The sequence below is a fragment of the Micromonospora inyonensis genome, assembly GCF_900091415.1.
Taxonomy (GTDB): domain Bacteria; phylum Actinomycetota; class Actinomycetes; order Mycobacteriales; family Micromonosporaceae; genus Micromonospora; species Micromonospora inyonensis.
In genome coordinates, this window is sequence record NZ_FMHU01000002.1 from 220,679 (window position 1) to 236,634 (window position 15,956).

16 protein-coding genes are annotated in these 15,956 nt (G+C 72.8%); 8 read left to right on the forward strand and 8 right to left on the reverse strand.

The annotated features are described in order from the left end of the window. Nucleotides 1–4 precede the first annotated feature (4 nt). A complete protein-coding gene (locus GA0074694_RS16065) occupies nt 5–793 on the reverse strand; it encodes a hypothetical protein (RefSeq protein ID WP_176737950.1) in 789 nt (262 codons plus the stop codon). Nucleotides 794–855: 62 nt separating this feature from the next. Here GA0074694_RS16065 and GA0074694_RS16070 point away from each other — a divergent pair, with 62 nt between their 5' ends. Next, the gene (locus GA0074694_RS16070) at nt 856–1,503 is read left to right on the forward strand and encodes an MOSC domain-containing protein (protein ID WP_091459479.1); all 648 of its coding nucleotides are present in this window, start codon (nt 856–858) and stop codon (nt 1,501–1,503) included. Nucleotides 1,504–1,668: 165 nt separating this feature from the next. Here GA0074694_RS16070 and GA0074694_RS16075 read toward each other — a convergent pair whose 3' ends face one another. From GA0074694_RS16075 to GA0074694_RS16085, 3 genes are all read right to left on the reverse strand, one after another. Continuing rightward, complete coding sequence (locus GA0074694_RS16075; protein WP_091463301.1) at nt 1,669–2,571, reverse strand: phytanoyl-CoA dioxygenase family protein; 903 nt, start codon at nt 2,569–2,571, stop codon at nt 1,669–1,671. A 177-nt stretch (nt 2,572–2,748) separates the two neighbouring features. Then, the gene (locus GA0074694_RS16080) at nt 2,749–3,612 is read right to left on the reverse strand and encodes a hypothetical protein (RefSeq protein WP_091459480.1); all 864 of its coding nucleotides are present in this window, start codon (nt 3,610–3,612) and stop codon (nt 2,749–2,751) included. A gap of 140 nt (nt 3,613–3,752) precedes the next feature. Continuing rightward, the gene (locus GA0074694_RS16085; RefSeq protein ID WP_091459481.1) at nt 3,753–4,544 is read right to left on the reverse strand and encodes an enoyl-CoA hydratase-related protein; all 792 of its coding nucleotides are present in this window, start codon (nt 4,542–4,544) and stop codon (nt 3,753–3,755) included. Between the two features lie 20 nt (nt 4,545–4,564). On the opposite strand from GA0074694_RS16085, the gene hemW reads away from it, so the two are divergent. After that, nucleotides 4,565–5,788, forward strand: coding sequence for a radical SAM family heme chaperone HemW (gene hemW, locus GA0074694_RS16090; protein ID WP_091463302.1), 1,224 nt, complete (start codon nt 4,565–4,567; stop codon nt 5,786–5,788). 111 nt (nt 5,789–5,899) lie between these two features. Here hemW and GA0074694_RS16095 read toward each other — a convergent pair whose 3' ends face one another. Then, the gene (locus GA0074694_RS16095; RefSeq protein ID WP_245714768.1) at nt 5,900–6,766 is read right to left on the reverse strand and encodes a DUF4870 domain-containing protein; all 867 of its coding nucleotides are present in this window, start codon (nt 6,764–6,766) and stop codon (nt 5,900–5,902) included. A gap of 266 nt (nt 6,767–7,032) precedes the next feature. Here GA0074694_RS16095 and hrcA point away from each other — a divergent pair, with 266 nt between their 5' ends. From hrcA to GA0074694_RS16110, 3 genes are all read left to right on the forward strand, one after another. Further along, a complete protein-coding gene (gene hrcA / locus GA0074694_RS16100) occupies nt 7,033–8,055 on the forward strand; it encodes a heat-inducible transcriptional repressor HrcA (RefSeq protein ID WP_091459482.1) in 1,023 nt (340 codons plus the stop codon). A gap of 73 nt (nt 8,056–8,128) precedes the next feature. Beyond that, nucleotides 8,129–9,268, forward strand: a complete 1,140-nt coding sequence (gene dnaJ, locus GA0074694_RS16105) for a molecular chaperone DnaJ (protein ID WP_176738168.1) — start codon at nt 8,129–8,131, stop codon at nt 9,266–9,268. Beyond that, nucleotides 9,269–10,003 (forward strand): 16S rRNA (uracil(1498)-N(3))-methyltransferase, encoded by a 735-nt coding sequence (locus GA0074694_RS16110; protein WP_091459484.1) that lies wholly within the window; start codon nt 9,269–9,271, stop codon nt 10,001–10,003. A gap of 45 nt (nt 10,004–10,048) precedes the next feature. Here the strand turns inward: GA0074694_RS16110 and ppk2 are convergent, their stop codons facing one another. Together ppk2 and GA0074694_RS16120 are read right to left on the reverse strand one after the other, a co-directional pair. Further along, nucleotides 10,049–10,960 (reverse strand): polyphosphate kinase 2, encoded by a 912-nt coding sequence (gene ppk2, locus GA0074694_RS16115; protein WP_091459485.1) that lies wholly within the window; start codon nt 10,958–10,960, stop codon nt 10,049–10,051. Between the two features lie 98 nt (nt 10,961–11,058). Beyond that, a complete protein-coding gene (locus GA0074694_RS16120) occupies nt 11,059–11,820 on the reverse strand; it encodes an SDR family NAD(P)-dependent oxidoreductase (RefSeq protein ID WP_091463304.1) in 762 nt (253 codons plus the stop codon). 130 nt (nt 11,821–11,950) lie between these two features. Between GA0074694_RS16120 and GA0074694_RS16125 the strand changes: the two genes are divergently transcribed. Both GA0074694_RS16125 and GA0074694_RS16130 read left to right on the forward strand, forming a co-directional pair. Further along, complete coding sequence (locus GA0074694_RS16125) at nt 11,951–12,301, forward strand: histidine triad nucleotide-binding protein (RefSeq protein WP_091459486.1); 351 nt, start codon at nt 11,951–11,953, stop codon at nt 12,299–12,301. A gap of 132 nt (nt 12,302–12,433) precedes the next feature. Next, the gene (locus GA0074694_RS16130; protein ID WP_425413658.1) at nt 12,434–13,786 is read left to right on the forward strand and encodes a serine hydrolase domain-containing protein; all 1,353 of its coding nucleotides are present in this window, start codon (nt 12,434–12,436) and stop codon (nt 13,784–13,786) included. 255 nt (nt 13,787–14,041) lie between these two features. Here the strand turns inward: GA0074694_RS16130 and GA0074694_RS16135 are convergent, their stop codons facing one another. After that, complete coding sequence (locus GA0074694_RS16135) at nt 14,042–14,599, reverse strand: snapalysin family zinc-dependent metalloprotease (RefSeq protein WP_091459488.1); 558 nt, start codon at nt 14,597–14,599, stop codon at nt 14,042–14,044. A 290-nt stretch (nt 14,600–14,889) separates the two neighbouring features. On the opposite strand from GA0074694_RS16135, the gene GA0074694_RS16140 reads away from it, so the two are divergent. Continuing rightward, nucleotides 14,890–15,951 carry a PhoH family protein gene (locus GA0074694_RS16140; RefSeq protein ID WP_091459489.1) on the forward strand — a complete coding sequence of 354 codons (1,062 nt, stop codon included), beginning with the start codon at nt 14,890–14,892 and terminating at the stop codon, nt 15,949–15,951. Nucleotides 15,952–15,956 lie beyond the last annotated feature (5 nt).

Sequence of the window (15,956 nt, forward strand, 5' to 3'; positions counted from 1 at the left end):
GGGCTCAGGAGAAGCGTTCGACCGTGACCGGGATCAGCCCCCGTAGGCGGAGCGCCGTGGTCAGCTCGCGCAGCACCGGTCGTACGCCGTCGTCCCGGCGGGTCGCCAGGTCGACGGTCAGATCCAGGCAGTACGCGCCGACCAGGCCGATCCGGCGCAGGTCCCAGCGGAAGACGTCGGCCCCGATCCGACGGCGGGCGGTGCCGAGAACGCCACCCGCCCGAGCCGGGTCGGCACCCGTCATCGACCACTCCGCCGCCAACTGGGCGAGATCGTCCGGATCCAGCTCGTTGGCGAACAGCACCCGGTAGACCCGGGTGCTGTGGAAACCCGGGGTGGGCCGCTCCCGGTCCAGCAGTAGCGGGGCTGACGCCGGGCGGGTATCCCCGGCGCGCAGGTGACCGCGCAGGGTCGCCTCGTCCGGAAGCGTGACGCCGCCGAGCTCACGGTAGACGACCTCGACCCGGTGGCGGGGCACCCCGACGACCCGTTCGCGCAGCTCCGGGTCGGCCCGGATGCTCCGACTGAGCGTCGGTGACGTCCACCAGCCCGGCCCGTCCGGCGTCCACGCGGCGCTGTCCACCCGGACCAGCGAGTGGTCCGCGCCGAACCGGAACTCCTCGACGACGATGCCCTCGGGCGACGCCTCCCGCCCGTCCGGTCGTCGAGGGCGGACCAGATAGTAGTCAAGGGCAGGCTCGGCGGGCCGGGGCCGTCGGACGGGCACCGCCGGTCGGTGAGCCGCTCCACTGCCTTCGGTACGGGACATCGCCACATGCGCATTCTCGGCCACGGCGGTTCCGCCGCCGGAAACGACTCGCCAGCCGCCCCCGGTCTGGTCGTAGGCTGACCGGCATGACGGGGAGGTTGGTTTCGGTGAACCTCGCGGTGATCACCGAGGCGGAGTGGGCCGGGGACGCCAGCGGGCGCAGCGGCATCGACAAGCGGCCGGCGGCCGGGCGGGTACCGGTCCGGGTCGACGGGGTGGTCGGCGACTTCATCGCCGAACGGGCTGTCCACGGCGGCCCGGACCAAGCGGTGTACGCGTACGGCGTGGAGGACGCCGAGTGGTGGGCGGCGGAGCTGGATCGGGCCGTGCCACCGGGCCGTTTCGGCGAAAACCTCAGCACCCTCGGGGTGGACGTGACCGGGGCGGTGATCGGCGAAGAATGGGCGGTCGGGTCCGCGTTGCTCCAGGTCACCAAGCCGCGTACGCCCTGCCGGACGTTCGCCGGGTTCTGGGGCGTACCGGATCTGATCAAGCGGTTCGGCGCGCGGGCGGCGCCCGGGGCGTACCTGCGGGTGCTCCGGGAGGGCGAGGTCGGTGCCGACGACCCGGTCGAGGTGCGAGAACGCCCGGCGCACGGCGTCACCGTCGGCGAGGTGTTCCGGGCACTGCACCGGGAGCCGGAACTGCTGCCCCGGCTGCTCGACGCGCCGGACCTGCCCGAGTCGATCCGGGAGAAGGCCCGCCGTCGACTGGGCGTCGCCGGCCCGAGGTGACTGCAGGGGTCCCCTGCTACACAAAAAGCGGTAACAAGGGGCCCCTGCAGTCACCACAGCACGGTCGGCGGCCCTGCAGTCACCACAGCACGGTCGGCGGCCCTGCAGTCACCACAGCACGGTCGGCCGTGCAAAGTCACCACAGCACGGTCGGCGGCCGCGCGGTCAGCGGAGCCAGGGGACGCTGCGGTCGAGCAGACCGCGCTCCTTCAGCTCCTTGCGCAGCGGGATCTCGTCGTCGATGTACCCGTTCCAGTTGATGCCCCAGTAGTTCGCGGTGTGGGTGCCCTCACCGCAGAGCTGGCGCTGCACCGGCGTGCGGTTGGCCCACCACTCGCCGTCGGAGTCGATGTGCAGCTCGTCCAGCGGGCGGATCCACCGGTAGGTGTAGCCGACGAAGAGCATCTTGCGGGTGATGTTCGACAGGTTCGTCGACCGGGAGTGCCACTGGCGGCGGTCGAAGATGAAGGCGTCGCCCGGGTTCGCGGTGATCTCCACCGTGCCCTCCGGGTCCGGGTTGTGCACGGTCAGGTCGTCCGGCCGGGGCAGCGAGTTCCACAGGTGGCTGCCGGGGATGACCTTGGTCGCGCCCCGCCCGGTCTCCGACAGGTCGGAGAGGACGTAGGCGACCTTGAGCGAGAACATCGGCCGGGGCAGGTTCGGGTCCATCGTCTCCGGGTCGGAGTTCTGCCGGTACCCGTCCTGGTGCCAACCCCAGTACGGCTTCTCCGGCTCCAGCGCCGGCGGGGTCACGTCCAGGTGGTTGTGGTGGGTGTAGATGTTCCATCCCGCCAGCCCCCACATGTACGGGAAGGCGATCGGGTGGGTGAGCAGGTCGCCGAAGAGCTCGTCCCGCTCCAGGAAGCCCAGCAGGTGCAGCGTCCCGTCCTTGGTGGTGGTGCCCTTGGCCTTCTCCTCGGCGTAGACGCGGTCCACGGCGGCCTCCAGGGCGGCCCGGTGGTCCTCCGTCAGGACGTTGCGCAGCAGGAGGAAGCCCTGCTCGTGGAACTCCTTGCGGTCGACCTCGCTGATTGGCTCGTATCCGGTCCGGCCACCGTAGTCGAACATCGCCGTCACCCCTCCCCATGGGGAATCCGCCATTTCTGGCACAGATCGCCGATGGTAACGCGCCGTCTCCATGGTCGGCGTCCGACACCCGACCACCGGGAGCTGGCCTGACGGTGGACGTCCCCACCTGCCGGTGGTGCGGGTGGACCCGCGCGTCGTGACGGAGAGAGACGCAGGTCACGCCTCGGCGAACACCTCGGCGACCACCCGGGCGTCGTGCGCCTTCCGGTCGGACACCCGGGACCAGGTGCCCTTGTCTGCCGTCCACTCCAGGTCGGCGAAACGGACCCGCTTGACCCCGTGGTCGTGGGCGTGCGACACCAGCCAGTGGGCGTACCGCCAGCCGTCGCGGGGGTCGGCGGCGGGCACGGACAGCCCGGTCAGCCCGGCCAGGCTGGTCGCCCCCGGCAGCCCCCAGTCCAGGGTGAGACTCTGGGTGAGCGCGGCCGCGGCGGCGTCGCCCCGTATCACCGGCGTGCGCCCCACGGTGCAGGCGACCGCGGCGGTGGCGTCGCCGAGCAGCGCCCGGGTGAGGACCTCCGACTCGTCGGCCCACTTCTGGTACGCCTCAGGGAACGCCGACCGCTGGACCGCCTGGGCGGCGTCGGTGACCCGCATCTCCTGCCAGCCGCGGACCTTCTTGAGCCCGGCGTAGAACTTGTTGGCGGCGTAGCGCGGGTCGCGGATCTGCTCCGGCGTGCCCCAGCCCTGGCTGGGGCGTTGCTGGAACAGCCCGATCGAGTCCCGGTCGCCGCCGGCCAGGTTCTCCAGCCCGGACTCCTGGAAGGCGGTGGCGAGCGCGACCACGACGGCCCGCTCGGGCATGTTCCGCTGGATGCCGATCGCCGCGATGGTCGCCGCGTGCGCCATCTGCTCGGCGTTGAGCCGGACCTGCCCGTCGGCCCGGACCGTGCAGCTGCGCCCTGCGATCGGCAACCGTAGGTTGTCGCCCACGTCCCGGACGACGAGGTAGACCCCGATGCTGGCGATGACGGCGAGGACGAGGCTGGTCGCCACGATTGCCCGAGTTCGCACCCACACCCCCTGATCGACAGTCAGCCAAGCGTACGTCCCGCTTGCCACCGGTCCGCTCCGTCGACCGGTTCTGTTGTCGGTGTCCCAGGTTCACCCCCCGTGTCCGATCGGCGGGCGTCGCCGCCCGCCCACCGGGCCCCTTCCTCCTACCCGGCGTCGAGGGCGGCCACCCACCGGGTCGGCCGCTTCTCCCGGAAGGCCAGCACCCCCTCCCGGCCCTCCTCGGAGAGGAAGTAGCCGGTGGATACGGCGGACAGGTGCGCAAGCTCGCGGCGCAGGTCCGTCTCGGAGGTTCGGCGCAGCAGCTCCTTCGCACCGGCCAGCGCGCCCGGTGCGCCCCGGACCAGGGCCGCGCACCACCGGGCCACCGTCGGGTCCAGCTCGGTGGCGGGCACCGCCGTGGTGACCAGACCGACCTCGGCGGCCCGCCGGCCGTCGAAGGTGTCCCCGGTCAGGTAGAGCTCGGCCGCGGCGCGGGAGGTCAGCCGGGGCAGGACGGTCGCCGAGATCACCGCCGGGATCACCCCGAGCCGCACCTCGGTGAAGGCGAAGGTCGCCTCCTGCACACAGACCGCCAGGTCGGCCGCGGCGATCAGGCCCAGCCCGCCGGCCCGGGCCGGCCCGGCCACCCGCGCCACCACCGGCTTCGGGCACTCCCGGACCGCCGCCAGCACGTCGCCGAGCTTCCCGGCGGGCACGCTCCCGCTCGCGTACGCCGCAGCGGTCTCCTTCAGGTCCGCGCCGGAGCAGAACACCGGACCGGTGTGGTCGAGCACCACCACCCGGACCGAGGGGTCGGCGACCGCCGTGGCGAGCCCGTCGAGCAGCTCGGTCATCAGGGGCGTGGAGAGCGCGTTGCGGTTGTGCGGACTGTCGAGGGTGAGCGTGGTCACCCCACGGGTCGTCGACACCCGGACGAGTGCGTCGGGAGAGGTCATGTGAGGGCACACTAGTGGCCATGCCCGGCGTCCTTCCAGAAGGCGAATCCGTACCGACCGACGGATCGCTCCCGCCGACCGCCCGGCGCGCGGTCGGCGCGCGCGGGTTCGGCGTCTACGTCCACGTGCCCTTCTGCGCCAGTCGCTGCGGATACTGCGACTTCAACACCTACACCGCCGGCGAGCTCGGCGGCGGGGCGAGCCGGGAAACCTACGCCGACACCGTCCTGGCCGAGCTGAGGCTGGCCGCCCGGGTGCTCGGGGACACCCCGCCGCCCCGGGTGGACACCGTCTTCGTCGGCGGCGGTACGCCGACCCTGCTCCCCGCCGACGACCTGGCCCGGATCCTCGACGGCATCGACCGCGCCTGGGGGTTGGCCGCCGACGCCGAGGTCACCACCGAGGCCAACCCGGAGTCGGTGACGCCGGAGTCGCTGAAGACGCTGCGGGCGGCCGGTTACACCCGCATCTCGCTGGGCATGCAGTCGGCGGCGCCGGGGGTGCTCGCCGTCCTCGACCGGAAGCACTCCGCCGGGCGGGCCACCGCCGCCGCGGCCGAGGCCCGCGACGCCGGGTTCGACCACGTCAACCTCGACCTGATCTACGGTACGCCGGGGGAGCGGGCCGAGGACTTCGCCGCCTCGCTCGACCAGGTGGTCGCCGCCGGGGTGGACCACGTCAGCGCGTACGCCCTGATCGTGGAGGAGGGCACCCGGCTCGCCGCCCGGATGCGCCGGGGCGAGCTGGCGTACCCCTCCGACGACGTCGCGGCGGACCGCTACCTGGCTGCGGAGGCCGCCCTCGACGCGGCCGGTTTCTCCTGGTACGAGGTCTCCAACTGGGCCCGGACGCCGGACGCCCGGTGCCGCCACAACCTGCTCTACTGGACCGGCGGGGACTGGTGGGGCCTCGGTCCGGGGGCGCACAGCCACGTCGGCGGGGTGCGCTGGTGGAACGTCAAGCACCCGAGCGCGTACGCGGCGCGGCTCGCCGCAGGGGCGTCACCCGGCCACGCGCGGGAGATCCTCACCGCCGACGAGGCGCACATGGAGGACGTGATGCTCCGGCTCCGGCTCGCCTCCGGGCTGCCGCTGGCGGTGCTCGACGCCGCCGGTCGGGCCGGTGCCGAGCGGGCCCTCGCCGCCGGGCTGCTCACCGGGGCCGAGTACGCCGCCGGTCGGGCGGTACTCACCCTGCGGGGCCGGCTGCTCGCCGACGCCGTGGTCCGCGACCTGCTGCCCTGAGCGCGGCCACACCCGCCGGCCGTTCGTCCCGGACTCGTCGATCCGTTTTCCGGGGCGGACGCCCTCCGGGACCGGTCGGGTCCGGTCGGACCGAACCCGGCCGGGGTGGGCTCACTTCACGAAGGTCCGGGTCATCGGGTACTGGTAGAGCAGGTCCTGGTTGGCCTTGAGGGCGGCCACGAGGCCGAACGCGATCGGCACGATCGCGAGCAGCAGTGGCACGAAGAAGAGCAGGCCGCAGGTGATGGCGGTGAGCAGCCAACCCACCAGGATCGCGACCGCCCAGGTGATCTGGAAGTTGAGCGCGGCGACGGCGTGCGCGCGTACCGCCGGGGACTGCTGACCCCGGACCAGCAGCACGATCAGCGGGCCGACCCAGCCGAAGAGGGTGGCACCCACCACCATGCCGATCGGACCGCCCACGTGGGCGAGCACCGTCCACGTCCGGTCGTCGCCACCGATCGGACCGGGCGTCGGGTGCGGCCCACTCGCGCCCGGGGGCGGGTAGCTGCCCTGGTCGGCCGGGGGCGGGTAGCCCGCGGCGGCGAAGTGCCCGCCCGAGGTCGGGTGGTCAGCTGCCGTGGCCTGGCCGGGTGGGCCGTAGCCGGCCGTGGGCGGCTCGTACGACGGCGCGGCGAGGTGCTCGGTCGGCGGCTCGGGTGCGGACCAGTTCTCCGTCGGCGGCGGGGCCAGGTACTCCGTCGGCTCGTGGGACGACGCCGACCAGTTCTCCGTCGGCGGCTCGGGGGACGACGCGGAGAGGTTCTCGGTGGGGGGCTCATGGGACGGCGCGGACCAGCCGCCGGGCGGAGTGGAACCGCCGGGTGGGGGATACCCGGACGCCCTGGCCGCGCCGGACAGTGGGGTGGTGGGCTCGTCGGGCGTCGACGGGGACCCGGACGGGGCGAGCGGCATGGTCGGCTCCGGCGGGTACCGGCCGGCGTCGCCCGCACCGGGCGGGCGCGGCGGTTCAGTCATGCCGGTCACGGTAGGGGTACCGGGCAAGCCGTGACCAGTGGGACACCGTGCGGATCACCCGGACGAACGGCCCGGAGTGCCGGGCGGGGCGGGGCGCAGGTCGACACCGATCATCGCGTCCCACGGGTGGATCGACGTAGACTGGCACTCGTTACAGTCGAGTGCCAGTAGCGCGGTCCGTCGCGGTCGGCGACCGCCGCCGGTCGTCGCCGGTGGTGGGTACGCACCGCCTGGGCCGGGCGTCGGCAGCGTAGGAGGTGGGGAGAGTGGGGCTCGACGACCGCAAGCTCGCCGTGCTGCGCGCGATCGTCGAGGACTACGTCGCGACCCAGGAGCCGGTCGGCAGCAAGGCGCTGGTCGAGCGGCACCAGCTCGGCGTCTCCCCGGCCACGGTCCGCAACGACATGGCCGTGCTGGAGGAGGAGGGCTACATCCGGCAGCCGCACACCAGCGCCGGACGGGTCCCCACCGATCGCGGTTACCGCCTCTTCGTCGACCGGCTGAGCCGGGTCAAGCCCCTCAGCCCGGCCGAGCGCCGGGCGATCGAGCGCTTCCTGGTCAGCGCGGTCGACCTCGACGACGTCGTGAACCGGACGGTCCGGCTGCTCGCGCAGCTCACCCGCCAGGTGGCGGTGGTGCAGTACCCGTCCCTGGCCCGATCCTCGGTGCGCCACCTGGAACTGGTGCCGATCTCCACCACCCGGCTGATGCTGGTGATGATCGCCGACACCGGTCGGGTCGAGCAGCGCCTGGTCGAACTGCCCGCCCCGGTCCCCGCCGACGAGGTCACCGACCTGCGCCGGTTGCTCAACGAGAAGCTCGGCGGCAACCGGCTGTCGGACACCCCGCCGCTGGTGCAGGCGCTGGTGGAGGAGGTGCGCGTCGGGCTGCGCCCGGCGATGACCACGCTCTCCACCGTCCTGCTGGAGACCCTGGTGGAACGGCACGAGGAGCGGATCGCCCTCGCCGGCACCGCCAACCTGACCCGGGGTGGCCTGCTCGACTTCCAGGGCTCGTTGCGCCCCATCCTCGAGGCGCTCGAGGAGGAGGTCATCCTGCTCAAGCTGATCGGTGAGGTGGAGCCGAGCACGACGCGGATCCGGATCGGCGACGAGAACGAGATCGACAACCTGCGGGGTACGTCGGTGGTCAGCACGGGTTACGGTCCAGGTGCCACCATCGTGGGTGGGTTGGGCGTGCTCGGCCCGACGCGGATGGACTACCCCGGCACCATCGCCACGGTACGTGCCGTGGCACGCTACGTGGGCGAGCTGCTGGCCCAGAACTGACCAGTCAGGGCCGACGGCCGACTCGGGCCGACGACCGGCGCAACGCGAGACGAACATGAGGACACGGAACGCAGTGGCCAGGGACTACTACGGCATCCTCGGCGTCAGCCGGGAAGCCTCCGACGACGAGATCAAGCGCGCCTACCGCAAGCTGGCGCGGCAGTTCCACCCGGACGTCAATCCGGACCCGGAGGCACAGGAGAAGTTCAAGGACATCAACGCCGCGTACGAGGTCCTCTCGGACGACCGGAAGCGGCAGATCGTCGACCTGGGTGGGGATCCGCTCGCCCCCGGTGGTGGCGGGGCCGGTCCCGGTGGGCCGGGCGGCGCGGGACCGTTCGTCGGCTTCCAGGACATCATGGACGCCTTCTTCGGTGGAGCCACCGGCTCGCGGGGTCCGCGTCCGCGTACCCGTCCGGGGGCCGACGCGATCCTGCGGCTGGAACTGGACCTGCACGAGACGGCGTTCGGCGTCGAGGCGCCCATCACCGTCGACACCGCCGTGCTCTGCACCACCTGCTCCGGCGCGGGCACGGCCGCCGGCACCCACCTGGCCACCTGCGAGGCGTGCGGTGGCCGGGGCGAGGTGCAGTCGGTGCAGCGCACCTTCCTCGGCCAGGTCGTCTCGGCCCGGCCCTGCACGGTCTGCCAGGGGTACGGCACCACCATCCCGCACCCCTGCGCGACCTGTGCGGGTGACGGTCGGGTCCGGACCCGTCGCTCGCTGACCGTCAAGATCCCGGCGGGCGTGGAGGACGGCATGCGGATCCGCCTCGCCCAGCAGGGTGAGGTCGGCCCGGGTGGCGGCACCGCCGGCGACCTCTACGTCGAGATCCACGAACGGCCGCACGACGTCTACTCCCGCAAGGGCGACGACCTGCACTGCCGGGTGACCGTGCCGATGACCGCGGCGGCGCTCGGCACCCGACTGACCATCAAGACGCTGGACAGCGAGGAGATCGTCGACGTCAAGGCGGGCACCCAGCCGGGCAGCACGATGCGGTTGCGCGCCCGGGGCGTACCCCACCTGCGCGGGACCGGCCGGGGTGACCTCTACGTCCACCTCGACGTGCGGACCCCGACCAAGCTCGACGCCGACCAGGAGCGGATGCTCCGTGATTTCGCCAAGACCCGGGGGGAGGAGGTCGCCGAGCTGAGCAAGCAGGGCGGCTTCTTCTCCCGGATGCGGGACGCGTTCAACGGGCACGGCTGAGTGTCCGCCCCGCTGTTCCTGGTCGAGTCGCTGCCCGTCGCCGACACGCTGACCCTGGACGGCCCGGAGGGCCACCACGCGGCCACCGTGCAGCGGCTCCGGGTCGGCGAGGAACTGCTGCTGGCCGACGGTCGGGGCGGCACGGCCGTCGCCGTGGTCACCGCCGTCGGCCGGGGCACCCTCGACCTGGCGGTCACCTCCCGGGGGTACGTCGACGCGTCGGTGCCCCGGATCGTGGTGGTGCAGGGGATCGCCAAGGGCGACCGGGGTGAACTGGCCGTCCAGGCGATGACCGAGGTCGGGGTGGACGAGATCGTGCCCTGGGCGGCGTCCCGCTCGGTGGCGCAGTGGCGGGGCGAGCGGGGCGTACGGGCCCGGGAGAAGTGGGCGGCGACCGCCCGCGAGGCGGCCAAGCAGGCCCGCCGCGCCTGGCTGCCGGTGGTGGCCGGTGCTCCCGACGAGTCGACCGCGACGGTGGTGGCCCGGATCTCCGGGGCCGCCGCCGGGTTCGTGTTGCACGAGGAGGCGCAGGAGCGGCTGACCACCGTCGAGCTACCCACAGCCGGCGAGATCGTGCTGGTGGTGGGGCCGGAGGGCGGGATCGCCCCGGCCGAGGTGGACGCCTTCCGGGCCGCCGGGGCCCGGCCGGTGCGCCTGGGGCCGGCGGTGCTGCGTACCTCGACGGCGGGAGTGGCGGCGCTCAGCGTGCTCGCCACCCGCCTCGCCCGCTGGTGACGCGACGCCCCCGCGCGCTCGGTCTCCCCTGACCCGGGCGCGGGGTTAGAGGCGGGGGAAGACCTGGACGGGCTGGTCGTCGGGGCTCAGGTCCAGCCCGGCCGGGCCGACGATGAGCGGATCGGGTACGCCGACCACCTCACGGTCCTTGTCGGTGTAGTCGAAGCGGTGGAGCACGTGGCGCATCGCCTCCAGCCGGGCCCGCTTCTTGTCGTTGCTCTTGACCACCGTCCACGGCGCGTCGGCGGTGTCGGTGTAGAAGAACATCGCCTCCTTGGCCTCGGTGTACTCGTCCCACTTGTCCAGCGAGGCGATGTCCATCGGTGAGAGCTTCCACTGCCGTACCGGGTCGACCTGCCGGACCGCGAAGCGGGTGCGCTGCTCGTTCTGGGAGACCGAGAACCAGAGCTTGACCAGGCGGATGCCGGAGCGGACGAGCATCCGCTCCAACTCGGGAGCCTGGCGGAGGAACTCCAGGTACTCCTTGCGGGTGCAGAAGCCCATCACCCGCTCCACTCCGGCCCGGTTGTACCAGGACCGGTCGAAGAGCACGATCTCGCCGGCCGCCGGCAGGTGTGCCAGCCAGCGCTGGAAGTACCACTGGGTGGCCTCCCGCTCGTTCGGCTTCACCAGGGCCACCACCTTGGCCCCGCGTGGATTCAGGTGCTCCATGAAGCGCTTGATCGTGCCGCCCTTGCCGGCGGCGTCCCGCCCCTCGAAGATGATCACCAGTCGTTCGCCGCTCTCCTTGATCCACTCCTGGAGCTTGAGGAGTTCGATCTGGAGCAGGCGCTTGTGGTGGTCGTACTCCTCGCGGGTTAGGCGCTCGTCGTACGGGTAGTCCTCGCGCCAGGTGTCCACCGGGCTGCCGTCCGAGCGGAGCAGCACCGGGTCGTCGTCGTGGTCGTCGACCACCTGGTAGTCAGCGGAGAGGTCCAGCAGCGCGGCATCGGCCATGCCGGAGACCGTTACCCCGGCCCGGTCCGGTCATCCGCCCCGGAAGCTGGGAGTTCGCTGGGAGGCCACCCTCGGGAGCGCAGGGAGGCGGGGCTTTTTCAGGAGCGCAGGTAGGACGCGCCGTTGAGGTCGACGATGGTGCCCGAGGCCCACTCCGCCTCCGGTGACGCCAGCCAGTGCACCGCGGCGGCGATCTCCTCCGGCCGGGCCACCCGGTCGAACGGGCTCTGCGCCCGCACGGCCGCACCCCGGGGCGACTTGAGGTGCTCGTTGGTCATGTCGGTCTCGACGAAACCGGGTGCCACCGTGGCCACCGCGATGCCGTACGGGGCCAGTGCCACCGCGAGGGACTGCCCCATCGCGTTCATCCCCGCCTTGCTCGCCCCGTACGCCGGGTTGCCCGGCTCGCCGCGGAAGGCACCCCGGGACGAGACGTTGACGATCCGGCCACCCCGGTCCCGCATGTGCTGGGCGGCGCACCAGGCCGCGTTGGCCGCGCCGAGCAGGTTGGTGTCGACGATCTGCCGCCAGCGCTGCCGCCACTGCTCGTACGTGGTCTCGAAGACCGGGTGCGGCGGGTCCGCCGGACCGAACACCCCGGCGTTGTTGACCAGCACGTCCAGCCCGCCGAGCCGGGTTGCCGCCTCGTCCACGGCGGCTCGGACCGCGTCCGGGTCGGCCAGGTCGGCGGCGACCACGACGTGCCCGTCGCCGGGCAGTTCCGCCCGGAGCCGTTCGGCCAGTTCCGCCGAGTCGCGGTGGTGGATCGCCACCCGGTCGCCGCCCGCCGCGAACCTGCGGGCCACCGCGCGGCCGATGCCGCGCGAGGCCCCCGTCACCAGTACCGCCCGAGAGTCCACCCGCCCCATGATCCCCGAGGGTCCGGTCCCCGTCCGTCCGGGGCCCGGTGGCCGGGGCCGGGACCTGCGGGGACATGCCGGCGTGGCGTGGGGAGATGCCGGCCCGGGGCGACGGTCCTACCATGCGTCGATGACCTCCGACTGCCTGTTCTGCCGCATCGTCGCCGGGGAGATCCCGGCCACCATCGTCCGGGAGACCGCGACCACCCTGGCCTTCCGGGACATCGACCCGAAGGCCCCGGTGCACGTGCTGGTGATCCCGAAGGAGCACCACGCCGACGTGGCCACGCTCGGCCAGGCCGACCCGGAGCTGGCCGGTCAGGTGCTCGCCACGGCCGCCGAGGTGGCCGAGGCCGAGGGGCTGCTCGCCGACGGCTTCCGGCTGATGTTCAACACCGGCGGGCACGGCGGCCAGGAGGTCTTCCACGTGCACGCGCACCTGCTCGGCGGGGCTCCGCTCGGCCCGATGCTCGCCCGCTGAACTCCCGCCGCTCGCTGAGGCTCGACACCCTGCCGGGGTGGTAGCAGGGGTCCCCTGCTCATCAAAAAGCGGTAACAGGGGACCCCTCCTTACACTGGCGGCGTGGTGGAGATCAACGTGCGCCTGGGGCGGATGGTGCGGCAGGTGCAGGCCGGCGCGCGGGTGCCGGCGCTGTCGGTGGCCTTGCACCGGGCCGACCGGCCCCTGTGGGGCCTCACCGTCGGCGCCACCGGCAACGACGCCCCGCTGACGCCGCAGACCCCGTTCCGGATCGGGTCGGTCACCAAGACCTTCACGGCCGTGCTGGTGCTCCAGTGCCGCGACGAGGGGCTGCTCGACCTGGACGACCCGGTCGGGCGGCACCTCGACGTGCCCGCGCACGGCGAGCTGACCGTGCGCCGGCTGCTGTCGCACACCTCCGGTCTGCAACGCGAGCCCTACGGCGACATCTGGGACACGCTGCGCGCCCCCGGGGTCGAACAGCTCCTCGCCGATCTCGCCCGGGCCGAGCGGGTGCTGCCCCCGGCCCGCCGGTTCCACTACTCGAACCTGGGCATGGCCCTGCTCGGGGAACTGGTCGGGCGGCTGCGTGGCGGCACCTGGGTGGAGGTGCTGGCCGACCGGATCCTCGCCCCGCTCGGGCTGGCCGCCACCACCACCCGCCCCGGTCCGCACGCGGCCACCGGCTTCCTGGTCGACGCGTACTCCGACCACGCCCGGCCGGAGCCGCCGACCGACTTCGGCGCGGTGGGGCCGGCGGCGCAGCTCTGGAGCACGGCCGGGGACATGGCCCGGTGGGCGGCCTTCCTCGCCGACCCGTCGGCGCTGGATCCGACCGGCGCGGTGCTCGCCCCGGGCACCCTGGACGAGATGCGCTGGCCGCGTACGGTCACCGACGAGACGAACTGGGCGGACGGTTTCGGCCTCGGGCTGATCCTCGTGCCGCAGCCCAACCGGGTGCTGCACGTCGGGCACGACGGGGCGATGCCCGGCTTCCTCGCCTCGGTCTACGGCCGGCGGGGCGGCGACGGGACACCGGGGGCGATGGGCTGCGCGGTGCTCGGGTCGGCCGGCACCGCCGGGGCGATCTTCGACCTGCCGCACCGGTTGCTCGCCACCTCCGTCGAGCACGACCCGGCCGACATCGAGCCGTGGTCGCCGGGCGAGCCGGCCCCGGCGGCGTACCGGGACGTGCTGGGGCGCTGGTGGGGAGAGGGTTTCGAGTACGTCTTCCTCTGGCGGGACGGGGCGTTGCGGGCCCGCCGGGCAGGGGATCCGCCGGGTAAGCCGGCGGCGGTCTTCGCGCCGCTGCCGGACCGGCCCGACGTGCTGCGGACGATCTCCGGGCGGGAGGTCGGGGAGCTGCTCCGGCTGACCCGGGACGAGCGGGGGGCGGTGCGCCGGATGCACTGGGCGACCTACCGGTTCACCCGCGACCAGCAGACCTTCGACGGGTACGACGTGCGCTGGCCGGACCGGGGCTGACCCCTGGGGGGCGGGCCGCCCGACCGGCGGATGTCCTGACCGCGCCGCACCGGCCCGCTGGCCCGGAGTCCGCCTGCACGGCGGGCGCGCAACGGGCCGGGTCGGCGGGTGCCGATCCCGGCCCGTGTGGCGGGGCGGTTCAACCGGTCCTGCGGCGGGCGGTTCAGCTGGTCGTGCGGCCGGGGCGGTTCGACCGGTCACACGACGGGGCGGTTCAGCTGGCGTGCGGCCCGGACCCCGGTGGGACGGGGCGGTTCAGCCGATCGTGGCCAGCGCCGGCCAGCTGTCCCGGAAGACCTGGGTGCCCTCGGCGCCGAAGCCGCCGAAGTTCCGGTCGACCTGCGCCGCCTCGGTGCTGTACGGGTACGGGTTGGTGCAGCCGGTGCCGGCGCTGCCGCCGGACATGAGCAGGTAGCACTGGCCGTTGTAGTTGTCGGGCAGGCCGAGGATGTGGCCGATCTCGTGGGTCATGATCCGCAGCACGCTGTACTGCTGGGCCTGGATCGTGTCGATCACCACGTAGCCGTTGCCGAGGCTGCGCCGGACGGCGTAGGAGCCGCCACCGGTGGTGTAGTAGATCATCAGGTTCGAGCCGCACTTCGACATGTTGAGGTTGTTCGTGTACGCGTTCCAGATCCCGGCGGCCTGGTCGGCGACGCCCGCGTACGGGCCGGCCTGGCTGGTGTTGTAGCAGACCGTCGCGGTGACGACCTCGGCGGCGGCGGGGGCGGGGTTGGCCAGGCCGAGGCCCAGCACGGTGGCGGCACCGGCGACGAGGGTGGCGAGGCGGCGACCGATCCTTCGTGGGGACACGGGTCACACTCCGTTCGTGAGGGGAAACGGCGGGTGAGCGAATCCTAGATATGGACGTGCATCGATATCAATCTGCCCGTTTTGGTGTTGACCAGATATAATCCTGACCTGATGTCGTGATCATGGCTTTCCTGGCGGTCGTCCCGAGTCTGCCGAGGTGGGGACGGGGGAAATGGGCCGGGTGTCTCCGGTGTCGACCCGATACCATGGGACCAACGTCCGTACGCCGAGCCAGCTCAGGCCGGCGCCGAGAGCGAGAGCAGGTGGCGCAGGGCCCGACGGCCCGAACTATGACCGGCACCCCACCTCCGGGCCCGCCCCGGGCGCAGACCAGGATCACCGTCCCCAATCCCAAGATCATGGTCAACCTCCTCGGCGCGGGCGACGAGATCCTGCGGCTCGTCGAGCGTTCGGTCGACAGCGACGTGCACGTGCGCGGCAACGAGATCACCATCACCGGTGCGCCCGCGGACAACGCCCTCGCCGAGCGCCTCTTCGGTGAGCTGCTCGAACTGATCGAGAAAGGCGAGACACTGACCACCGACGCCGTGCGGCGTACCGTCGGCATGCTCGAGCAGGGCGGCGCGGAGCGGCCCGCCGAGGTTCTGACCCTGAACATCCTCTCCCGGCGCGGGCGCACCATCCGCCCGAAGACGCTCGGGCAGAAGCGCTACGTCGACGCGATCGACGCGCACACCATCGTCTTCGGCATCGGCCCCGCCGGTACCGGCAAGACCTACCTGGCGATGGCGAAGGCCGTGCAGGCGTTGCAGGCCAAGCAGGTCAACCGGATCATCCTCACCCGACCGGCGGTCGAGGCGGGGGAGCGGCTGGGCTTCCTGCCCGGCACCCTCAACGAGAAGATCGACCCGTACCTGCGCCCGCTCTACGACGCGCTGCACGACATGCTCGACCCGGAGTCCATCCCCAAGCTGATGGCAGCCGGCACGATCGAGGTCGCGCCGCTGGCCTACATGCGCGGCCGGACGCTGAACGACGCCTTCATCATCCTCGATGAGGCGCAGAACACCACGCCCGAGCAGATGAAGATGTTCCTGACCCGCCTCGGTTTCGGCTCCAAGATCGTGGTCACCGGCGACATCACCCAGGTCGACCTGCCCGGCGGGACGAGCAGCGGACTGCGCGTCGTCCGGGAGATCCTCACCGACGTCGAGGACGTGCACTTCGCCCAGCTCTCCAGCTCGGACGTGGTCCGTCACCGGTTGGTCGGGGAGATCGTCGACGCGTACGCCCGCTGGGACGCCGAGCGGGAGAACCAGCAGGCACAGAGCGTGCACGCGGTACCGGGCCGGACCGCCCAGGGCGGCGGCCGCGCCGGTCGCCGCCGCTAGAGCAG

Coding starts and splice junctions, on each gene's coding strand:
- GA0074694_RS16070 (WP_091459479.1), top strand. CDS start 856: ATGACGGGGAGGTTGGTTTCGGTGAACCTCGCGGTGATCACCGAGGCG.
- GA0074694_RS16075 (WP_091463301.1), bottom strand. CDS start 2,571: ATGTTCGACTACGGTGGCCGGACCGGATACGAGCCAATCAGCGAGGTC.
- GA0074694_RS16085 (WP_091459481.1), bottom strand. CDS start 4,544: ATGACCTCTCCCGACGCACTCGTCCGGGTGTCGACGACCCGTGGGGTG.
- hemW (WP_091463302.1), top strand. CDS start 4,565: ATGCCCGGCGTCCTTCCAGAAGGCGAATCCGTACCGACCGACGGATCG.
- GA0074694_RS16095 (WP_245714768.1), bottom strand. CDS start 6,766: ATGACTGAACCGCCGCGCCCGCCCGGTGCGGGCGACGCCGGCCGGTAC.
- ppk2 (WP_091459485.1), bottom strand. CDS start 10,960: ATGGCCGATGCCGCGCTGCTGGACCTCTCCGCTGACTACCAGGTGGTC.
- GA0074694_RS16125 (WP_091459486.1), top strand. CDS start 11,951: ATGACCTCCGACTGCCTGTTCTGCCGCATCGTCGCCGGGGAGATCCCG.
- GA0074694_RS16130 (WP_425413658.1), top strand. CDS start 12,434: ATGGTGCGGCAGGTGCAGGCCGGCGCGCGGGTGCCGGCGCTGTCGGTG.
- GA0074694_RS16140 (WP_091459489.1), top strand. CDS start 14,890: ATGACCGGCACCCCACCTCCGGGCCCGCCCCGGGCGCAGACCAGGATC.